This window comes from Acidobacteriota bacterium (assembly GCA_016208495.1).
Taxonomy (GTDB): Bacteria; Acidobacteriota; Blastocatellia; order Chloracidobacteriales; family Chloracidobacteriaceae; genus JACQXX01.
This window is the reverse complement of the sequence record JACQXX010000164.1, coordinates 1-17867: the sequence shown is the minus strand read 5'-3', so window position 1 is coordinate 17867 and position 17867 is coordinate 1. Positions and strand designations below refer to the sequence as shown.

The following is a 17867-nucleotide window of genomic DNA, read 5'->3' as shown; positions in this document are numbered from 1 at the left end:
TGATTTCACCTGGATCTTGGTGTTGCTCTTGGCCAACACGGTCGTGATCGCCGCCGTCAACGTTGTTTTTCCGTGGTCCACGTGTCCAATTGTTCCCACATTGATATGTGGCTTACTGCGATCAAATTTCTCTTTTGCCATTGTCTGTTGCTCCGACGAATGAAAATTTTTGAAGTAAGAGGATTAAAAATGGAACGTCAGAACCTGTTTTCCAGCGCTCCATATTCTTCATTCAGATTGAGTTAGGCAGCCGTCCCCTTCACCCGGGCAATGATTTCATCGCTCACTGACTTCGGTGCTTCTTCATAACACTTGAAGTGCATGGTGTAGATGGCGCGTCCCTGAGTCGCTGAACGCAGATCGGTCGAGTATCCAAACATGGTTGCCAGCGGAACCGCGGCGGTGATGATCTTCGTTCCTGGCCGTTCATCCATTTTTTCAATCCGGCCACGCCGTGAGCTCAGGTCACCCGTAATCGCACCCATATATTCTTCAGGGGCTTCGACTTCGACTGACATGATCGGTTCGAGCAGAACCGGCTTGGCTTTCTTGGCTGCATCCTGGAAGGCCATTGAACCAGCAATTTTGAAGGCCATTTCGTTTGAATCAACTTCGTGGTAGCTCCCGAAAACTAGTTCAACCCGAATATCAACCATTTCGAAACCAGCCACGATACCGCGGCCCATGGCTTCAATAATGCCGTTTTCAACTGGCTTGATGTATTCGCGGGGGATTGAGCCACCAACGACTTTGTTTTCAAACACAAAGCCGCTACCTGGTTCACCAGGATACATTTTGATTTCGGCGTGACCGTACATACCACGACCGCCGGTCTGACGCTTAAACACGCCGTTTCCGTCAGCGGCAATTCGAATTGTTTCGCGATACGCCACCTGCGGACGTCCAACGTTGGCATCCACGGCAAATTCACGCTTCAACCGGTCAACGATGATTTCCAGGTGAAGCTCACCCATCCCGGCAATCAGGGTTTGATTGGTTTCAGGGTCAACTTTGACACGGAACGAAGGATCTTCCTGAGCCAGACGGCCCAAAGCAATCGAAAGCTTATCCTGATCCTGGCGCGTCTTGGGTTCGATGGCGACTTCGATCACCGGCGCCGGGAACTCCATGGCTTCCAGAATGATCGGTTTCTTGTCGTCGCAAATCGTATCGCCAGTGGTGACATTCTTGATTCCGGCCACGGCCACGATTTCACCAGCACCGGCTGAATCAACTTCTTCACGCTTGTTGGCGTGCATTTTGAGAACCCGGCCCACGCGTTCTTTCGAATCACGGGTTGAGTTCAACACATATGAGCCAGACTGGAGCGTTCCAGAATAAATCCGGACAAACGCCAGTTGACCAACGTGTTTGTCACCCATGATCTTGAAGACCAGCCCTGAAAACGGCGCATTGTCGTTGGCTTCGCGAGTTTCATTCGCATCCGTGCGGGGCACAATGCCTTCAACCGCTGGAATATCAAGTGGTGAGGGCAAAAACCGAATTACCGCATCCAGCAGAGACTGAACACCTTTGTTTTTGAAGGCCGTGCCGCAAATCGTGGGCACAATCTTCATGGCAATGGCTTCGCGTCGGAGTGCTTCGTAGAGTTCGGCTTCCGTCAGCTCCTCGCCTTCGAGGTACTTTTCAGCAATCACATCATCAACATCGGCCAGCGCCTCAATCATTTTTTCGCGCGCATCAGCAGCTTCGTCGGCGTACTGCGCCGGGATGTCTGAAACAATCATCTTCTGACCGCGGTTGGCCTCATCCCAGGTAACCGCTTTCATCACAATCAGATCAATCACGCCGGCAAAGTTTTCTTCAGCGCCCATTGGGTGGTGAATCGCCACTGGTCTGGCGTTGAGCCGGGTGCGGATTGAATCCACACTCTTGTAGAAATCAGCACCAGCACGATCCATCTTATTAATGAATGCAATGCGGGGAACGCCGTATTTGTTGGCCTGACGCCAGACGGTTTCTGACTGGGGCTGGACACCAGCCACCGCATCAAAAACGGCCACAGCACCGTCGAGAACGCGCAGGGAGCGTTCAACTTCGATGGTGAAGTCAACGTGGCCCGGAGTATCAATAATATTAATGCGATACTGATCGCCTTCGAGTGCCCCACCTAACCGCCAAAAGCAGGTCGTTGCGGCTGAAGTAATCGTGATTCCCCGTTCCTGTTCCTGAACCATCCAGTCCATCGTGGCAGCGCCGTCGTGGACTTCTCCAATTTTGTGATTGACACCGGTGTAGTACAAAATACGCTCAGTCGTCGTGGTTTTGCCGGCGTCAATGTGCGCCATAATCCCGATGTTGCGGAAACGATTGAGCGGAACTAGCTTAGTCATAACTTTGAATTTCGCCTTCGATCAATACTAGCCACCGAGCTTTGAATGAGGTTGGGTTGTCGAGGTGGTGGCCTCCAAAACTCAATGTCCAAAAGGGTTAGACTTGGGATTACCACCGGTAATGGGCAAATGCCTTGTTGGCTTCGGCCATACGGTGGGTTTCCTCACGCTTCTTGACGGCATTTCCACGGCCATTTGAAGCTTCGAGCAGTTCGCCCGAGAGGCGACCCATCATCGTCTTTTCGCCGCGGGAGCGAGAATAATTCACCAGCCAGCGGATCGCGAGAGCCGTTCCACGTCGGCGCTGGTCAACTTCGACCGGCACCTGGTAGGTTGCACCGCCAACGCGGCGTGATCGGACTTCAACCCGTGGGCGGACGTTGTCGAGTGCCTTTTTGAAGACCTTGAGCGGGTCATCGCCAGTCTTTTGGCGAACGTCCTCAAGCGCGCTGTAGAAAATCTTCTCAGCAACCGACTTTTTTCCTTGCCACATCAGGCCGTTGATAAACTTGGTTACCATCTCGCTGTTGTACACTGGATCAGGTAGAACCTCACGTCGCTCAGCTACTCTTCGTCTTGGCATATGCTTCTTCTTCTACTGAATTCCTCAAGATTAAACTCCAAACCCGGTCTGGATTTGGCCAACACAAACTCGTACAGCGTGCACGCCTACTTCTTCTTGGCTGGTCCGCCCTTGACTGGTGCGCCTTTGCCGGCGGCACCCTTGGCGCCTTCCTTCGGACGCTTGGCCCCGTATTTTGAACGGCCCTGCATCCGGTTCTTGACGCCGTCGGAGTCCAACGTTCCACGCACCACGTGATAGCGCACACCGGGGAGGTCCTTCACACGACCGCCGCGAATCAACACGATTGAGTGTTCCTGCAGGTTGTGGCTAATCCCGGGAATGTAGGTCGTGACTTCGATTCCATTGGTCAGACGGACACGGGCAACTTTCCGCAAAGCTGAGTTTGGTTTCTTTGGCGTTTGCGTGTACACGCGGGTGCACACACCGCGCTTTTGCGGGCAGCCTTGCAGCGCAGGGCTGCTGGTTTTGTATTTAACTTGTGAACGACCTTTTCGAACCAGTTGATTAATGGTAGGCACGCGAACGTCTCCTTAGAACACACAACAAAATAAATTCCAACACCAGAAGAACAGGAACTGCTCCCTGGTCAATGCTTTGCCTGAGGCTCACGGCATCCAATAGCGACACAAGGCAATAGGTCGCCCTTGGCTGCCAAGCCAGTTCTCTTTCGATAAACTGAGTTCAATTGTGGTTTGGGGATGTTCTGAAAGCACGGAGGCCAGATGCAGATGCTATGGAGGCGTCCCCAACGCCAGGTTTTTCTGTGGCGTGCGTAAATGGAAGCTTGAGTCAAGCTTTAATTGAAGGGAAAGCGGGAACGAAGATCGTTTGCTTTACAGGTGCCAGATGACGTGTGGATACCGCATCTGTTTTACGCCACAATAAGTTACCTTCAATGAACACTTCGCCACCGGAAGCCGCTTCCCGAAGGATTGGGTTTCGTGTGAGTACCTCTGCATCTCAGAACTGAGTTGAGTACTGACTCCCAGGAGAATTCTGGGCGCTTGACGAAACGGCAAGTGTAAGTATCAAGGGCAGGTCTGTCAACGACTTTTTTTAGATTTTTTCCGGGACAGGGAAAGAAAATTCTTCAATGTGAAGCATTTGAAGCAGATTCTTCATTCTGAGGGCATTATTAGAAAATGATGTGCTGTCAGGTGTATTCCTTGCCTGAATACAGAAACCGGCACGATATCTCTCGACCACGCCTTCACTTCTTTCACTTCAACTTGCCAGACATTTCAGGCCACAAAAAACTAGCGACGAGGCAATGACTCCCAAACACATCACCTTGTAAACAAGAATTGGAGAGATGGGGAATAGGGGAAAAGGAATGAAGCCGACTACCGGACTTGAACCGGTGACCTACTGATTACGAATCAGTCGCTCTACCAACTGAGCTAAGTCGGCTTACTGCAGGCAGGTGTATTAAAAAGTGAACGCGCAGTATAGCACGACTGTCAAGTCCCTTCTCAGAAAGAATTTGCCGACGGGTGCTCAAATCGGGTTCTCACCTTGGCGACACGGCAATAAATCGTTGTAAATCAACAATCTGAGAAAGAATCTGGGAAAAACTTTCAAAAAGTGGCTTGACGAGCCCAGGGATGATTCCTATACTGGCCAACTTCTACACGTTTCTTGCGGGCCGTTAGCTCAGGAGGTAGAGCAACTGGCTTTTAACCAGTGGGTCGTAGGTTCGAGTCCTACACGGCTCATCCCAAAGGAAAAACACCAAAGGCTGTCAGCATTGCTGGCAGCCTTTGGTGTTTTTGTGGCTTTATTTCTTGATGACTCTTCATTTGATCACAACGGCTTCCCTCCCCTGCCTTTGATCTTTTCCCTTAAATCACTATAATCCGCGGGTTTGATTCAGCACACAGTTGGTTTTCCACCCTTTATCGCTTTCTTTTTCAATCACATGGCGTCACCACTTTCTGTTTACGGCTATTTTTTGCGGAGGATGTCCGCTCATATTTCCAGGGTTGTCTGCTGTGTTCTGGCCGGCTTCCTCGTGATTTCAAACGTTTTCGGGCAGTCTCCTCCGGCACCCCCGAGCGAACCTCAATCGCAGCCGGGTGAAAAAACGAAAATCACTTCTCCGGTTCTCCCGGTTGAGATTCCGGTTGAAGGCGACGCCAAACCCGATTCAACCACTGAGAAAGAAAAACGGAAACAGCGTCGGCAACTGGCGGCTCCCCAGGAAAAAGAGGCACCGATTACGGCGCCGCAACCTGGTGACGAGCAACAGGTATTGCTTGAAGCCGATGAACAACGCAAGGATGGCGACATCTACACGGCGGATGGCTACGTCAATATCTACTATCAGGGCTCGCGACTGCAGGCTGACCACGCTGTCTACAATGAAAAAACCGGCGATGCGGTGGCAACCGGCAACGTGGTGTATGATCCGGCACCGCGCCAGCGCATTACGGCTACCCAGGCTGAACTCAACATCCGCACCAAAAAAGGCACCTTTGTGGATGCCACCGGCTACACCGATCAAAACAAGGACGGCACGCTGATTGAATTTGTCGCTGACCGGGTGGATAAAACCGGATTTGACACGTATGTGCTTTATAACGCACGGGTTACATCCTGCTGTGAAGATGCGGTTCCACTCTGGACGATTTCCTCGGGAAAAACGGACATCACGGTCAATAAACGCATTACCTCGCGCAACAGCCTGTTTCGAATTCGCGGCGTACCGATCTTCTACTTTCCCTTCATTTCACTTCCGATCAATCGCCGCCAGCGCCAATCCGGCTTTTTGATTCCAAGCACCGGCTCGGCTACCAATACCGGGCGCTTTTTCCGAAACACTTATTATCAAACGCTCGGCGACAGTGCGGATGTCCTTTTACGCGGTGATGTGTACACCGAACGCGGGTTTGGTGTCGGCGCCACGTTTCGAGCCCGAACGAGTGATGATTCTTATATCAAAGCTGGTTCCTACACGGTCTTTGACCGCGTGCTCGGTGAAAAAGAAAGCGAATCAACCCCAGACCAGGGGGGAACGCTCTTTTTTGCCCAGGGTGTGCAACACTTTCCACGTGGGTTTCTGGGGGTGGTGGACATCAACTTCACCAGCAACCTTGATTTCCGGTCCATTTTTGCCAATGACGTTGAAGAAGCCTTCAACCCGGAAAAGCGGTCGCAACTGTATCTCAACAATAATTTTCGCAATTTTACATTTAATGCCCTGGCTGAATCGCGCACCACTCGGGTCAGCGTCCCAATCGCGGATGGCCGAACTCAGGCGGTTGACGTCAACATCCGGCACATTCCCAGTTTTGAATTTTCAGTTTTTCCGACACCGTTGAAAGACTTGCCCATCTACTTCAGTGGGGAAGCCAGTCTGTCGGGATTGCGCCGCGAAGAAACCATCAATTCTGGGGTCACCTTTGAAACCCCCACGTTTGTCCAGCGCCTCGACGCCCAGCCAAAACTGACCTTCCCCTTTGCCAGTTTTGCCGGATGGGCGATTACGCCGAGTGTGGCGGTTCGATCAACTTATTACAGCAATACCTTTGATCCCAAAACAGCGCTCACCCCGCGAGCCGAAACATCATTTCCGATTTTTGAAGCTGGCCGCGCCAAACCTGGCACGCCGGTAAGTAACCTCGGTACCAGCGGCAGATCACTTTTCCGAAACTTCGTTGATTTTTCACTCGATATCCGTCCTCCGGCATTGGAAAAGATTTTTTACACCGATGAAGGCAAACCACGCATGAAACACGTGATCGAACCCTACCTGACCTACCGACGCGTGGCCGGGATTGACGATTTTGGCCGAACATTGCGGTTTGATGTGCTTGATACCTTTACCAATACAAACGAACTGGAATATGCGCTGGTCAATCGGTTTCTGGTTCCACGGCGATTGGGTGGGAAGAAAGACAAAAAGGAAGGCAAGAAAGACAAATCGGCAACTGATGACAAAACCGCGCTCCAAACAGAAGATGACGACGAAAAAGCTGATTCCGGACAAGCATCGGCTGGCAAATCAGGTAACCAAGGAAAAAATGAACAATACCTGCAAGCCCGAGAAATCCTGAGTATTGCGCTGACCCAGAAATACTTTTTTGACCCGACGTTTGGCGGCGCGCTGGTTGAAGGCGAACGCAATCAAATTGTTCCAATTCAAAGTCTGAGCGGATTTAATTACGGCGGACAGATCCGGCGGTTTTCCCCGCTCAATCTCAAGGTTCGCTATTCGCCAATGTCATCAATGTTTGCCGATGTGCGGCTTGACTATGACACCCGTGAAAACCAGGTTCGCGGGTTTGGGGTCGCCGCCGGAGTTTCACGTCCGAATTTCCGACTCCAACAGCGGTGGTACTATAGTAATCGCCTGGAATTCCTTCCCAATCAGTTTGAACCGGGCACATTTGCTGGCAATCAGATTATCAGTGCGATTGATGTGGGGAATGACACGCGAGGACTCTATAGCGGGTTTAATATTTCCTATGACTTTTCAAAAGCCTTCAACCTTGACGCCAACCAGTTTCGACGCAATGGGTTGATCCGGTCCGGCGGCTATGTCGGATATGCGTTTCGCTGTGCCAGCATCGAACTCAACTATCGAAGTATCAACACCGGGGTGGCAACTTCAGGACAATTGACGTTTTCGTTTACCTTGCGGGGACTTGGGACGTTTGGCACTGACCAGTTTGGCGACCCGCAGAACCGGTAGTTCCTGGGGCTTAAGGCTTGGGGCTTGGGGCTTGGGGCTTGGGGCTTGGGGCTTGGGGCTTGGGGCTTCTTCGAAAGTATTGATTTCTAACCACTAATGCCAGTTAAGAGTTGAAGCGGTTTTGGGGGGGCAACCCAGGAACTGGGCGAAAGAGTTAAAGCCTCGGGTGGAGCGCAACGGAATCCGTGGAAAACAAAATCGGTAGCGATGAATTCCGCCGTCGCCCAGGCCAGGCTGACCGGTAATGAACGCCACGGATTCCATTCGCTGACGCTCATTCCACCCGAGGCTTGAAGACTGTCACCCGCTTCACGGATTCAAAACCAGTCTTTTTTTCAACTCTTAACTGGCACCACGAACCACTCTTTGGTTCTTGGGGCTTGGAAGATATTGGTTCCAAAGCACCAAGTCTTTTCTTCATTCCTCCTTCAAAAGGAAGGTCATTCGTGCAGCGTTCAGAAACGCAGTAAAAAGCGGGTTCGGTGAGCCCTCACTCGATGACCATTGCGGCAGGTAGGCCGTCGCCACAAAAAATGGATGCTCGATCAATTCAACCACTCTGGCTTCTCCGCCTTCAGTTGTTCCGGTCACTTTCAATCCCGCATTGACCAGTTGCTCCTGAAACTGTTGATTTAATTCATAGTTACAGGCGAATTCCTCTTCCACTTCAAGCTGACCATAGATTTTGGCCACTCTGGCGTGCGGTGAGAAACGGATTTCCTTTTTTCCCGAAAGTCTGAAGCTCCCATCCACAGGTGAACAGGCTGAAAGGTTGAGCAAAAGGACGTCGGCTTCCGGGTTGTATTCGCCGGATTCGGCCTGTTTCAGATGGGCGACATGGCGGGCAAATTCCAGTAACGTATGCTGAAAACCGCCACAGGTGGCCAGAAACGGAATTTTGGCTTCCCGAGCCAGTTGAATGGCCGCCAAACCGCCTTCCAGATTTCGATAAGGACTGCTCGGAGCGGCACAAATTCCATCACAGCCCGCCAGGTCAATCCGCTTTTCAGCCACTGCCAGGTCGTTTGTGCCAAACCAGGTCAGGTTAAGCTTCACGCCAAGCGCCTGAGCCGCTTCAAGAATGGCCATGGACGTCGTTTCGTGCTTTCGATAGCCCGGCTGAAAATCTCCGATGATGCCGATTTCCAGTTTTTCACGAGCGGCAGGTTTGTGTGTCTCCCGAGGCTCACCGGTCAGGGGGATTTCAAAAAACTTTGTGTGTTCATTGGGGTTATAGCGATAGGCCGGGATTTCCTGGAACCCCAGTTGCCGATAGAGGGCCTGGGCCTCGTCCATTCCCGGAATTGTGTCAAGCCGGAGACGACGGTGTCCCAATCGTCGGGCCTCCTCAAGAATCGCCATCGCCAGTTGATAGCCAACACGCTTCCCTCGAAATCCAGGCCGGACAAACAGGCGCTTCATTTCAGCAATTCCAGCCGCCCACCTTCGCACGGCGACACATCCCGCCACAGTTTCCTCATCCATGGCAAGCAGCAAACTGCCACCTGGAGGCGCATATTCACCCGGAAGACTGGTAATTTCCGAGGCCAGGGCCGCCAACGCGGGGTCACCAGGGCGTGTGTTGCCATATTCTTCAAATAAAAGACGCGCCTGTTCCACGTCGGCAGGAGTTTGAACATGTTTGATGTAAATCATAGAAATCTTAGGGCTTGGGGCTTGGGGTTTGGGGTTGAAAAACCATTTGATGGCAGTAGTTGAGACCATTTTTAAAATGAATTATTGACTGAAGGCAATGCTCGAATCCACGTGAATGGCTTGTCGTTCAAAATCAATGCTCTCACAATGACTGATTAACCCAAACTGTAAAAGTGTAAGGAGACTTCCCTGTGGCATCTGTTGTTTCCCGCGACGAAAACCAATCCCAAACTGCCCGACCTTCGCTGATTGGCCTGGACCGAACCGAACTGGCCACAACTCTCGCAGCCTATGGCGAACCGGCTTTTCGAGCCAAACAAGCTTTTCGGGCACTGTATAAGCGGATGGCGGGTTCAATTGAAGACATTCATGAACTTCCGAAGTCGTTGCGCGAAAAACTGGCCCCAAACTTCACCATTGATACTGTGACGCTGGCGCAAACCTTTAACTCATCGGACGGCACGCGGCGCTACCTCTTCAACGTCAATGGAAACGAAGCCATTGAAGCTGTCTGGATCCCTGAAGCCCGCCGGTCAACCATCTGTCTTTCGTCGCAGGCTGGCTGTCCGCTCGCCTGTGATTTTTGTCTTACCGCCCAGATTGGTCTCAAACGCAATTTGACCGTTGGTGAAATCGTCGGTCAGGTCGTGTATGTTCTGAGAAGCGAGCTGGAACGACTCCAGGCAGAACACCCACCCCAGATAGCCAAACTCCCACCAATCAATCTGGTGTTTATGGGCATGGGTGAACCGTTTTTGAATTATGCGAACGTCATGCAGGCCATTCAGCTTATGGGAGACGCTGACGGACTTGAAATTCGCCCCAGCCACGTCACCGTTTCGACCGCCGGCATTGTTCCGCGAATTGTTGATTTTGGCCAGGAACCCAACCGCCCACGACTGGCCATCTCGCTCTCAGCCCCAACCGATGACCTTCGAAATCAGTTGATGCCGATCAATCGCCGCTACCCGCTCGCTGACCTGATGCAGGCGTGCGAAGCGTTTCCACTCGCTCTGGGTGAAAAAATGACCTTTGAATACGTGATGCTTGATGGAATCAATGACCACGACGAGCACGCCCATCAGATTTTGAAACTGACGACCCGGCTTCGAGCACGCAATGCCGTCAAACTCAACCTGATTCCGCATAACCCGGCACCAGAGCTTCCCTATCAACCTTCAACCGAAGCCCGTGTCCTGGCCTTTCAATCCATTCTGAAACAAAAAGATCTTCCAGTATTTATCCGTCGCCCACGTGGTCGTGACATCACTGCCGCCTGTGGACAACTCGCCGCCACGCACGAAAGCCAGCGGGTGATTTATAAGTTTTGAGTGAAAAATGAAGAAAGTGGTTAGTGGTTAGTGGTTAGGGACTGTAAAAAATCAATTTCCCGTTTTCGTTTGGGAATCAGGCATTTGGATTGAGCATCCCGGAGGGCTGCCGTTCGGATAGCCGGTGGTTGCGAAGCTTTGTGAGCTACCACCGGGAACAGGTTCGTCCTCTCCAGTGCTCCCCACTTCGCCCGCGCCCCCTGCGGGGCGGGAGCAACAAGGGGTGGCCTTTGGATCCGGTGGTAGGCCCAAAGCGGCCAACCGACCTCCCTCTCCGAACGGCACCGCTTCGCGGTGCAAGACCAAAACCTGGACGTGGCAGAACGCGCCCCAGGAACTTATTTTTTAACGCTCCCTTAGTGGTTAGTTTTTGGTTCTTGGTTTTTCTTCGAAAGCATTGATTTCTAACCACTAATCACTAGCCACTAACCACTAAATGGTTTCTTCATTCAACCGTAATGATGGCAAGTTCGGGGCGGCACAAAAAGCGGACTTCAATCAATGAGGTTCCAACTCCACGACTCACATACATTTGCGAGTTTTCCCGTTTGTACCAGCCTCCCAAATAATTTCCACATCCACGAGGCAGCCAGAGTGGGCCGTACAGTGGAAGATAGACCTGTCCGCCATGGGTATGTCCGGCCAGTGCCAGATCACATTTCCCGGCAATCTGCTCATAAAAAATTGGTGAGTGAAATAAGGCCAGCCGCAAGACTTTGCCCGATGAAGATTCCGGAAAAACGGCATCCGTTCGTGGACGCCCCATCACGGCATCATCAAAGCCTCCCAGCCAGACTTCGTCGGTGAGTCTGGCTGATTCATTGACCAGGAGCTTGATTCCGACCGAATCGTAAAAGGCACGGTCATTGGGCACGGGTCGGAAATATTCCCAGTTGCCTCGGACCAGCCACACACCAAGTGGGGCGTGCAACCGTTGAAGGACTTCGGCGGCTTCCTGATATCTAAAGCCATCACCCAATGTATCTCCAGTGAGCACAATCAGATCCGGGCTTTCTGCCTGTAACAGTTCCAGCAACTTTCGTTCGCGCCAGTGGAGCCCCGTGGTATGGACATCGGTCAAGTGCGCAATTTTCAGCGGTTTCGACAAGCCAAACCGAACGTGATGACGGGTGATTTCAATCCAGTTGGGCTCGATCAAAAAGGCATCAAGCGCACCGATGATGCCAAGCACCACGATCACTCCCAGCACACAACGGCGGCGCCGGGAAGATTGGGGGTTGGGGGTTGGGGGTTGGCGGATAGGATCAGAACTCATAAAACCCTCTGTTCACCTTTTCTCTTTCACAATGTGGGACTTATGCGTTGATCATTTTTGTCCTTTTTGTCGCCTCAGTTCTTTTTGTCCTTTCGCTATTTTCCCGGAACTCAGAAATTGCAAAACTTTCCCAAACTTTTTATTTCAGGATGAACTCTTAAGCGGCACTCAGTCCCTGAAGTTCAAATCCCCAAAACTTCACATCCTTACAGATTCGCTTTTCTCGACAAAGCCTTGAGGGAGGTTGTATGCGCAAGTCCTCTTTAAAACTGCTCGTTGTGTGCTGTCTGATGGTGATTACAGCCACAACCACCTTCGTTATCCCCGCGACAGGTGGGCAGAAATCGAAAAAGCCCGACACTTTTGACTTCCCGGAGACCGATATTGTCCGAACTGGCACCGCCCGAGGTGACTGTTCATTTCTGACCGATCCGGACGTGTTGGGCAATCCGAAAGCTCATATTCGCGAGCTTTCCGGCAGTACGGAATGGGTTGAAACCCGTCTGGCCACCACGGCGCCCCAAACCAAAGCCGTCACCCGTCGCAACTACATTGACGAAGAAGTCTTTGGCAAAATGGAACGCGATAAAGTCCCATCCGCCGGACTGTCAACCGACGAGGAATTTATCCGCCGGGTGACGCTTGACCTGACCGGTCGCATTCCAACGGCAGATCAGATTCGCCAGTTTGCGGCGGATCAATCGCCGACCAAGCGTGACCGGCTGGTTGATTCATTGATCGGGACGCCTGAATATGTTGACCGATGGACGATGTGGATGGGTGATTTGCTGAAAAATTCAGCCCGGTCATCGAATGTCGTGCGCTACGCTCAGGGCCGCAACGCATTCTACTATGCGATCAAATATGCCATTGAGCGCAACATGCCTTATGACCAGTTTGTGACGGCGTTGATTGCTGGGTCAGGAAATAACTTCAGCGCTGATGCCGGGTACGTGAATTACCTGGTCGGAGCGGCAACTCCAATGGGCCCCCGCCAGGACACCTACGACACGGCGGCGGTTCAGGCCAGCACCCGCTTTTTAGGGATTGAGACCATGGATTGCCTGCTGTGCCACAACGGTGAAGGTCACCTCAACGCACTCAATGTCTGGGCGACCAACACCAAACGCGAGCAGGCATGGGGAATGGCGGCCTTCTTTTCGCGAATGGCATTTCGACCACGCATCGAAAGTACTGAGCCTGTGATTCGCAGCTTTGATGTGTCTGAATTGCGTGGCGGAGATTATGAACTCAACACTGATTCCGGCAACCGAACACCCCGCGCACCGGTTGATGGGAGATCAGTTGTCACCCCGCAATATCTGTTTACCGGCGAGCGACCTGGACCAGGTGAAAATTATCGAGTTGCCTTTGTCCGGATGTTGACCAAAGACCGGCAATTTGCCCGCGCCACGGTCAATTATCTCTGGGCCCACTTCTTCGGCCTGGGAATTGTTGATCCGCCAACCAATTTTGATCTGGCCCGACTTGATCCCAAAAATCCACCGGCTGAACCCTGGACGCTCCAACCCTCCAATCCAGAACTGCTGGAAAAACTGGCTGATGAATTTATTGCCAGCGGCTATAACCTCCAGACCACGATGCGGTCAATCACCAAATCGAGTGCCTATCAGTTGTCCTCAAAATTTGCAGGCGAATGGAAAGAAGAATACACCCCGTATTTCGCCCGCAAGCTAGTCCGTCGCCTCGATTCTGAAGAAATGTACGACGCGATTTCACGCGCCACGGGCGTGTTCCCAACCTTCAACATTCAGTACTACACCGGCTCCATCCAGTGGGCAATGCAACTGCCTGACACCTTTGAACCAGTTCCCGTCCGGGGTCGCCCCTATACCCAGGATGCCCTGCAGGCCCGAATGTTCCTCGACACGTTTGGCCGTGGTGATCGAGACCAGTTACCCCGGAGCAACACACCTTCCATTCTGCAAAGTCTGGCACTGATGAACAGCCCCGCTGTCACCAATCGCATTCGCCAGAGCGCGATCAACGGCACGCTCGCCAGCCAGAGGGTAGATGATGTCAAAACGTATGTGGACAACATCTTCCTGACAGTTCTGGGCCGCAAACCGACGACGGCTGAGCAGGAACAGGCGGTCGCCATGTTTCAGCGCGACCGCAATCAAGGTGCCCAGGATTTGATGTGGGTGCTCGTCAACAAAATTGACTTTTTGTACAACTACTGACGTGGCAGTGGAAGGAGGAACATTTTATGTCTCGCAAGGAAATTCAGAATCTTCAAAACAACGCACCGGTCCACTACCAGAACGTCAACTCCGGGGTTGATTTTAGCCGCCGGGAGTTTTTCAAACTGGCCGGACTTGGAGTTACCGGTTTTTTCCTCAGTCAGGTTACAACGCCGCTGGAAGTGGTCGCTCAGTCATCCCCAACGCTGATCAACACCGCGAAAAATTGCATCTTCATTCACTTGACAGGTGCTCCGAGCCATCTGGACACTTTTGACCTCAAAGAAGGCGCCTGGATGCCCAAGGATTTTCAGCCAACGACGGTGAGTGGAATCCGCTGGCCGGTTGGATTGATGCCAAAAATGGCCGATCAACTCAACAAAGTTGGGATTGTGCGGTCAATGAATGCCTGGGCACTGGTTCACCAACTGGCACAAGTGTGGTCCGAAATTGGACGCAATCCAGCGAGCGGCCTGTCCAAGATTGCGCCAAATATCGGTGCCGTGGTGGCTTACGAATATGAAAGCCGCCGAACCTCAACCCAGAAACTCCCAGGATTCATTGCGCTCAACACCAATGGGGCACTCCAGCAGCAAGGCTATTTCGCACCGGAATTTGCACCGTTTGTGGTGACAGCAAGCGCCACCGGGCTCACCAATGCCACCCATCCGGAAGGCGAAGACCTGTTTAAACAACGGTATGCGGCGCTTCAATCAATGGATGCCTCATTGCGGGCGAACCCGGCGCCGTTTGGCTCGGGCCCGAGCACGATGGCAACAACGTACAATCAGGCTCGGGAAATGATGTATAACCCCGAAGTCCAGAAGGTCTTCACCTTCGGATCTGATGACTCGCAACGCTATGGAAACAATGGGTTTGGTAATTCCTGTGTCGTCGCGCGAAATATTTTGCAATCCGACAGCGGCGCCCATTTTATTCAAATCAACTTTGGAAACTGGGACCATCACCAGAATATCTACAACACCAACGGCGGCATTTACACCATGGCTCGCGCCCTGGATGCCGGCCTGGCCAACCTGCTGACCGACCTGGCCACCAGCACCAGCAAGAGCGGAAAGTCCCTCCTGGATGAAACACTGGTGGTGGTGATGGGTGAATTTGGGCGAACCCCAGGCGCACTCAACAATCAGGCCGGTCGTGACCACTATATGCAAATGTCGGCACTGTTTGCCGGTGGTGGCGTGAAGGGCGGAACGGTGATCGGAAAGACTGATGACACGGGTGCTGGGACCATCGAATATGGCTGGTCACGGGATATGTTGATTCGGCCTGAAGATGTGTTCTCGTCCATCTACTCAGCCCTGGGCATTGATTACACCAAGGTATTGACCAACGATCCGTTCAACCGTGGGTTTGAGTACGTCCCCTATGCCAAGGATGGCGGATACGCCCCCATTCAGGAACTCTGGTTTTAAGTTTAAGAGCGAGTAGCGAGTAGCGAGTAGCGAGTTAGTCAATCCATCTCAAGTTAAGTTCACGCTTTGACCTTTGAGTATTTCATAGCCCCCAAAGTTAAATTTCTCATTCACTTAACTTTTCAAGCTTTTTCTGACTACTCACTACTCGCCACTCACTACTCGCTAAATAGGGCACAAAGAGGTTTGGGTTTGGTCGGATTCACCTGCCGCTTTGTGCCATTTTTGTCTCTGGCGCATTCGGGGTTCAGGGATGAAAGGGACATAAAGGACAATCAGAATTGTCTTCGAAAACCCTGAACCCTGAACCCTGAACCCTGAACCCTGAACCCTGAACCCTGAACCCTGAACCCTGAACCCTGAACCCTGAACCCTGAACCCTGAACTCTGAATTGAAACCGCTTGTCATCAATATGCAACCGGTCGGGCAGGATTTATTTGCCACTGGACAGAGTAATGGTAGGCTTCGGCGTTGATTCAACCTCAGAATCGCACCTCCTCATTACCCCCAGGGCAATTTTATTAAAGGTGAATATTGTTATGCGCTCATTCCAGCGGAACTTAAAACTGTTGTGTATCGGTGTTTTTCTTCTGGGCTGGTCCGCCGTGGCCTATGCTTTTTCCTCAGGGCCACCAGCCGGTCGAACCGGAGCACCAGGTGAATTAAACTGCACCAACTGTCACGGAGGCTCACCCAATTCCGGCGGTGGACGACTGTCAATCACGGGACTTCCGGCCAGTTATACCCCAGGTACCAAATATTCGGTGACGGTCACGGTGGCTCAAAATGGTCGTCAGCGCTGGGGCTTTCAGACTACCAGTCTCACCGATGATGGATCATTTGCCGGGTCATTTACGCTGACCAGCCCCAGCCAGACCCAGCAGACCAGTACTTCGGTAAGTGGAAAGCAACGCACCTACGTTCAACATACCAGTGCTGGAACCCAGCGTGGAACACCAAATCAAGCATCATTCACGTTTGATTGGACCGCACCAGCCTCCAATGTTGGCGCAATTACCTTTTATTCATCTGGCAATGCAGCCAATGGCGATGGAACCAGTTCCGGAGACAGCATTTACACGACCAGTGTCAAGGTCAATGCCCCGGCTGCCGCTCAACCACCAACCGTCACCACCCTCACTCCCAACCGTGGAACAACCGTTGGCGGAACGTCAGTCACCATTTCGGGGACCAATTTCGCCAATGGCATTTCGGCCACGTTTGATGGACTCGCCGCCCAAACCACCTTTGTGGACAACAAAACCATCCGCGTCACCACACCGGCTCACGCCGCTGGTGCCGTTGATGTCGTGGTCAAAAATTCAGATGGCCTTTCGGGCACGCTCAGAGGTGGCTTTACCTACGAAGCACCGCAACTGGCACCGACCTTGACCGGCATCACCCCAACCTTTGGCCCCACGGCTGGCGGGACGGAAGTCACCTTAACCGGCACCAATTTTGTCCAGGGGTTGTCAGTGTCGTTTGGCTCACGTGAACTGACTCCGGTCTCGGTTTCAGCCACTGAAGTCAAGGTTCGAACCCAACCCAATTCAGCCGGAAGCGTGGATGTCATCGTCCGCAACCCAGATGGACAACAGGCGGTCCAGGCCAATGCCTTTACGTTTGAAGGCGGCAATCCAGGCACGACGGTCGAAGTCATTGCCCCAAATGGCAACGAAGTCCTGAGCGCCGGCGGCCTTCCATTTAACATCACCTGGGACGTGGTGACTGACTCAACCGCAGTGCAAAGCATTGAACTTTCAGTGGATGGCGGCGCGACCTACGGCACCCAGGTGGCAACCGGGCTGGCCTCTTCCGCCATGTCGTTTGCCTTTGCCGTTCCCGCCGGAACGACCTCCGAACAGGCTCGCATCCGGGTTTCGGTTCAGGAAGGCGATACAATTGTCTCGGATGAAAGCGATGCGAATTTCCGAATTCTGGCGGCACCAGTGATTTCATCCATCACCCCCACGTCAGCTACCGCCAATTCGACGGTGAAGAAGCTCGTCATCAATGGCAGCGGCTTCCAAACCGGCGCCGTGGTTCAAATTGATGGAGTGACCACAACCGCCAAAACCAAGGTGAAGGCAACTTCAGTCCAGGTCAAGAAATTCCCAGCCGGGGCCGCGGGCGCCCGAAAAGTGCGTGTTCGCAACCCGGATGGCACAACCTCAGCCGAAGTGACGCTGACCGTGCAGTAAGGCAGGGTTCGGGGTTCGGGGTTCAGGGTTCAGGGTTCAGGGTTCAGGGTTCAGGGTTCAGGGTTCAGGGTTCAGGGTTCAGGGTTCAGGGTTCAGGGTTCAGGGTTCAGGGTTCAGGGTTCTTCGAAG

The 17867-nt window shown here is 52.6% G+C and carries 12 protein-coding genes and 2 tRNA genes; 6 read left to right on the top strand and 8 right to left on the bottom strand.

What is annotated here, in order from left to right; genetic code table 11:
- From tuf to HY774_29080, 5 genes are all read right to left on the bottom strand, one after another.
- On the bottom strand, positions 1 to 141 hold a 141-nt coding region (tuf, locus tag HY774_29100; GenBank protein MBI4752568.1), incomplete at its 3' end, for an elongation factor Tu.
- A gap of 101 nt (positions 142 to 242) precedes the next feature.
- Positions 243 to 2354 (bottom strand): elongation factor G, encoded by a 2112-nt coding sequence (fusA, locus tag HY774_29095; protein ID MBI4752567.1) that lies wholly within the window; start codon positions 2352 to 2354, stop codon positions 243 to 245.
- A 109-nt stretch (positions 2355 to 2463) separates the two neighbouring features.
- Positions 2464 to 2937, bottom strand: a complete 474-nt coding sequence (gene rpsG, locus HY774_29090) for a 30S ribosomal protein S7 (protein ID MBI4752566.1) — start codon at positions 2935 to 2937, stop codon at positions 2464 to 2466.
- Positions 2938 to 3023: 86 nt separating this feature from the next.
- A complete protein-coding gene (locus tag HY774_29085) occupies positions 3024 to 3458 on the bottom strand; it encodes a 30S ribosomal protein S12 (GenBank protein MBI4752565.1) in 435 nt (144 codons plus the stop codon).
- A gap of 819 nt (positions 3459 to 4277) precedes the next feature.
- Positions 4278 to 4350 (bottom strand) — tRNA-Thr (locus tag HY774_29080).
- A 232-nt stretch (positions 4351 to 4582) separates the two neighbouring features.
- Between HY774_29080 and HY774_29075 the strand changes: the two genes are divergently transcribed.
- Together HY774_29075 and HY774_29070 are read left to right on the top strand one after the other, a co-directional pair.
- Positions 4583 to 4655: transfer RNA gene (locus HY774_29075), tRNA-Lys, on the top strand.
- A 245-nt stretch (positions 4656 to 4900) separates the two neighbouring features.
- Positions 4901 to 7633, top strand: coding sequence for a hypothetical protein (locus HY774_29070; protein ID MBI4752564.1), 2733 nt, complete (start codon positions 4901 to 4903; stop codon positions 7631 to 7633).
- Positions 7634 to 7726: 93 nt separating this feature from the next.
- Here HY774_29070 and HY774_29065 read toward each other — a convergent pair whose 3' ends face one another.
- Both HY774_29065 and HY774_29060 read right to left on the bottom strand, forming a co-directional pair.
- Complete coding sequence (locus tag HY774_29065; protein ID MBI4752563.1) at positions 7727 to 7897, bottom strand: hypothetical protein; 171 nt, start codon at positions 7895 to 7897, stop codon at positions 7727 to 7729.
- A gap of 153 nt (positions 7898 to 8050) precedes the next feature.
- Positions 8051 to 9289 (bottom strand): GNAT family N-acetyltransferase, encoded by a 1239-nt coding sequence (locus HY774_29060; GenBank protein ID MBI4752562.1) that lies wholly within the window; start codon positions 9287 to 9289, stop codon positions 8051 to 8053.
- Positions 9290 to 9480: 191 nt separating this feature from the next.
- On the opposite strand from HY774_29060, the gene rlmN reads away from it, so the two are divergent.
- On the top strand, positions 9481 to 10620 hold the full coding sequence (gene rlmN / locus HY774_29055) for a 23S rRNA (adenine(2503)-C(2))-methyltransferase RlmN (protein MBI4752561.1): 1140 nt from the start codon (positions 9481 to 9483) through the stop codon (positions 10618 to 10620).
- A 445-nt stretch (positions 10621 to 11065) separates the two neighbouring features.
- Here the strand turns inward: rlmN and HY774_29050 are convergent, their stop codons facing one another.
- Positions 11066 to 11896, bottom strand: coding sequence for a metallophosphoesterase (locus HY774_29050; protein ID MBI4752560.1), 831 nt, complete (start codon positions 11894 to 11896; stop codon positions 11066 to 11068).
- 248 nt (positions 11897 to 12144) lie between these two features.
- Between HY774_29050 and HY774_29045 the strand changes: the two genes are divergently transcribed.
- From HY774_29045 to HY774_29035, 3 genes are all read left to right on the top strand, one after another.
- Positions 12145 to 14100: a DUF1553 domain-containing protein gene (locus HY774_29045; protein MBI4752559.1), complete on the top strand. Its 1956-nt coding sequence runs from the start codon at positions 12145 to 12147 to the stop codon at positions 14098 to 14100.
- 26 nt (positions 14101 to 14126) lie between these two features.
- Complete coding sequence (locus HY774_29040; GenBank protein MBI4752558.1) at positions 14127 to 15536, top strand: DUF1501 domain-containing protein; 1410 nt, start codon at positions 14127 to 14129, stop codon at positions 15534 to 15536.
- A 540-nt stretch (positions 15537 to 16076) separates the two neighbouring features.
- Entirely contained in the window at positions 16077 to 17738 is a 1662-nt protein-coding gene (locus HY774_29035) for an IPT/TIG domain-containing protein (protein ID MBI4752557.1), read from the top strand.
- Positions 17739 to 17867 lie beyond the last annotated feature (129 nt).

What these genes read in the sequence shown, in the direction of transcription:
- fusA (MBI4752567.1), bottom strand. Translation starts at nt 2,354, where the DNA reads ATGACTAAGCTAGTTCCGCTCAATCGTTTCCGCAACATCGGGATTATG.
- rpsG (MBI4752566.1), bottom strand. Translation starts at nt 2,937, where the DNA reads ATGCCAAGACGAAGAGTAGCTGAGCGACGTGAGGTTCTACCTGATCCA.
- HY774_29070 (MBI4752564.1), top strand. Translation starts at nt 4,901, where the DNA reads ATGTCCGCTCATATTTCCAGGGTTGTCTGCTGTGTTCTGGCCGGCTTC.
- HY774_29065 (MBI4752563.1), bottom strand. Translation starts at nt 7,897, where the DNA reads ATGGAATCCGTGGCGTTCATTACCGGTCAGCCTGGCCTGGGCGACGGC.
- HY774_29060 (MBI4752562.1), bottom strand. Translation starts at nt 9,289, where the DNA reads ATGATTTACATCAAACATGTTCAAACTCCTGCCGACGTGGAACAGGCG.
- HY774_29050 (MBI4752560.1), bottom strand. Translation starts at nt 11,896, where the DNA reads ATGAGTTCTGATCCTATCCGCCAACCCCCAACCCCCAACCCCCAATCT.
- HY774_29045 (MBI4752559.1), top strand. Translation starts at nt 12,145, where the DNA reads ATGCGCAAGTCCTCTTTAAAACTGCTCGTTGTGTGCTGTCTGATGGTG.
- HY774_29040 (MBI4752558.1), top strand. Translation starts at nt 14,127, where the DNA reads ATGTCTCGCAAGGAAATTCAGAATCTTCAAAACAACGCACCGGTCCAC.
- HY774_29035 (MBI4752557.1), top strand. Translation starts at nt 16,077, where the DNA reads ATGCGCTCATTCCAGCGGAACTTAAAACTGTTGTGTATCGGTGTTTTT.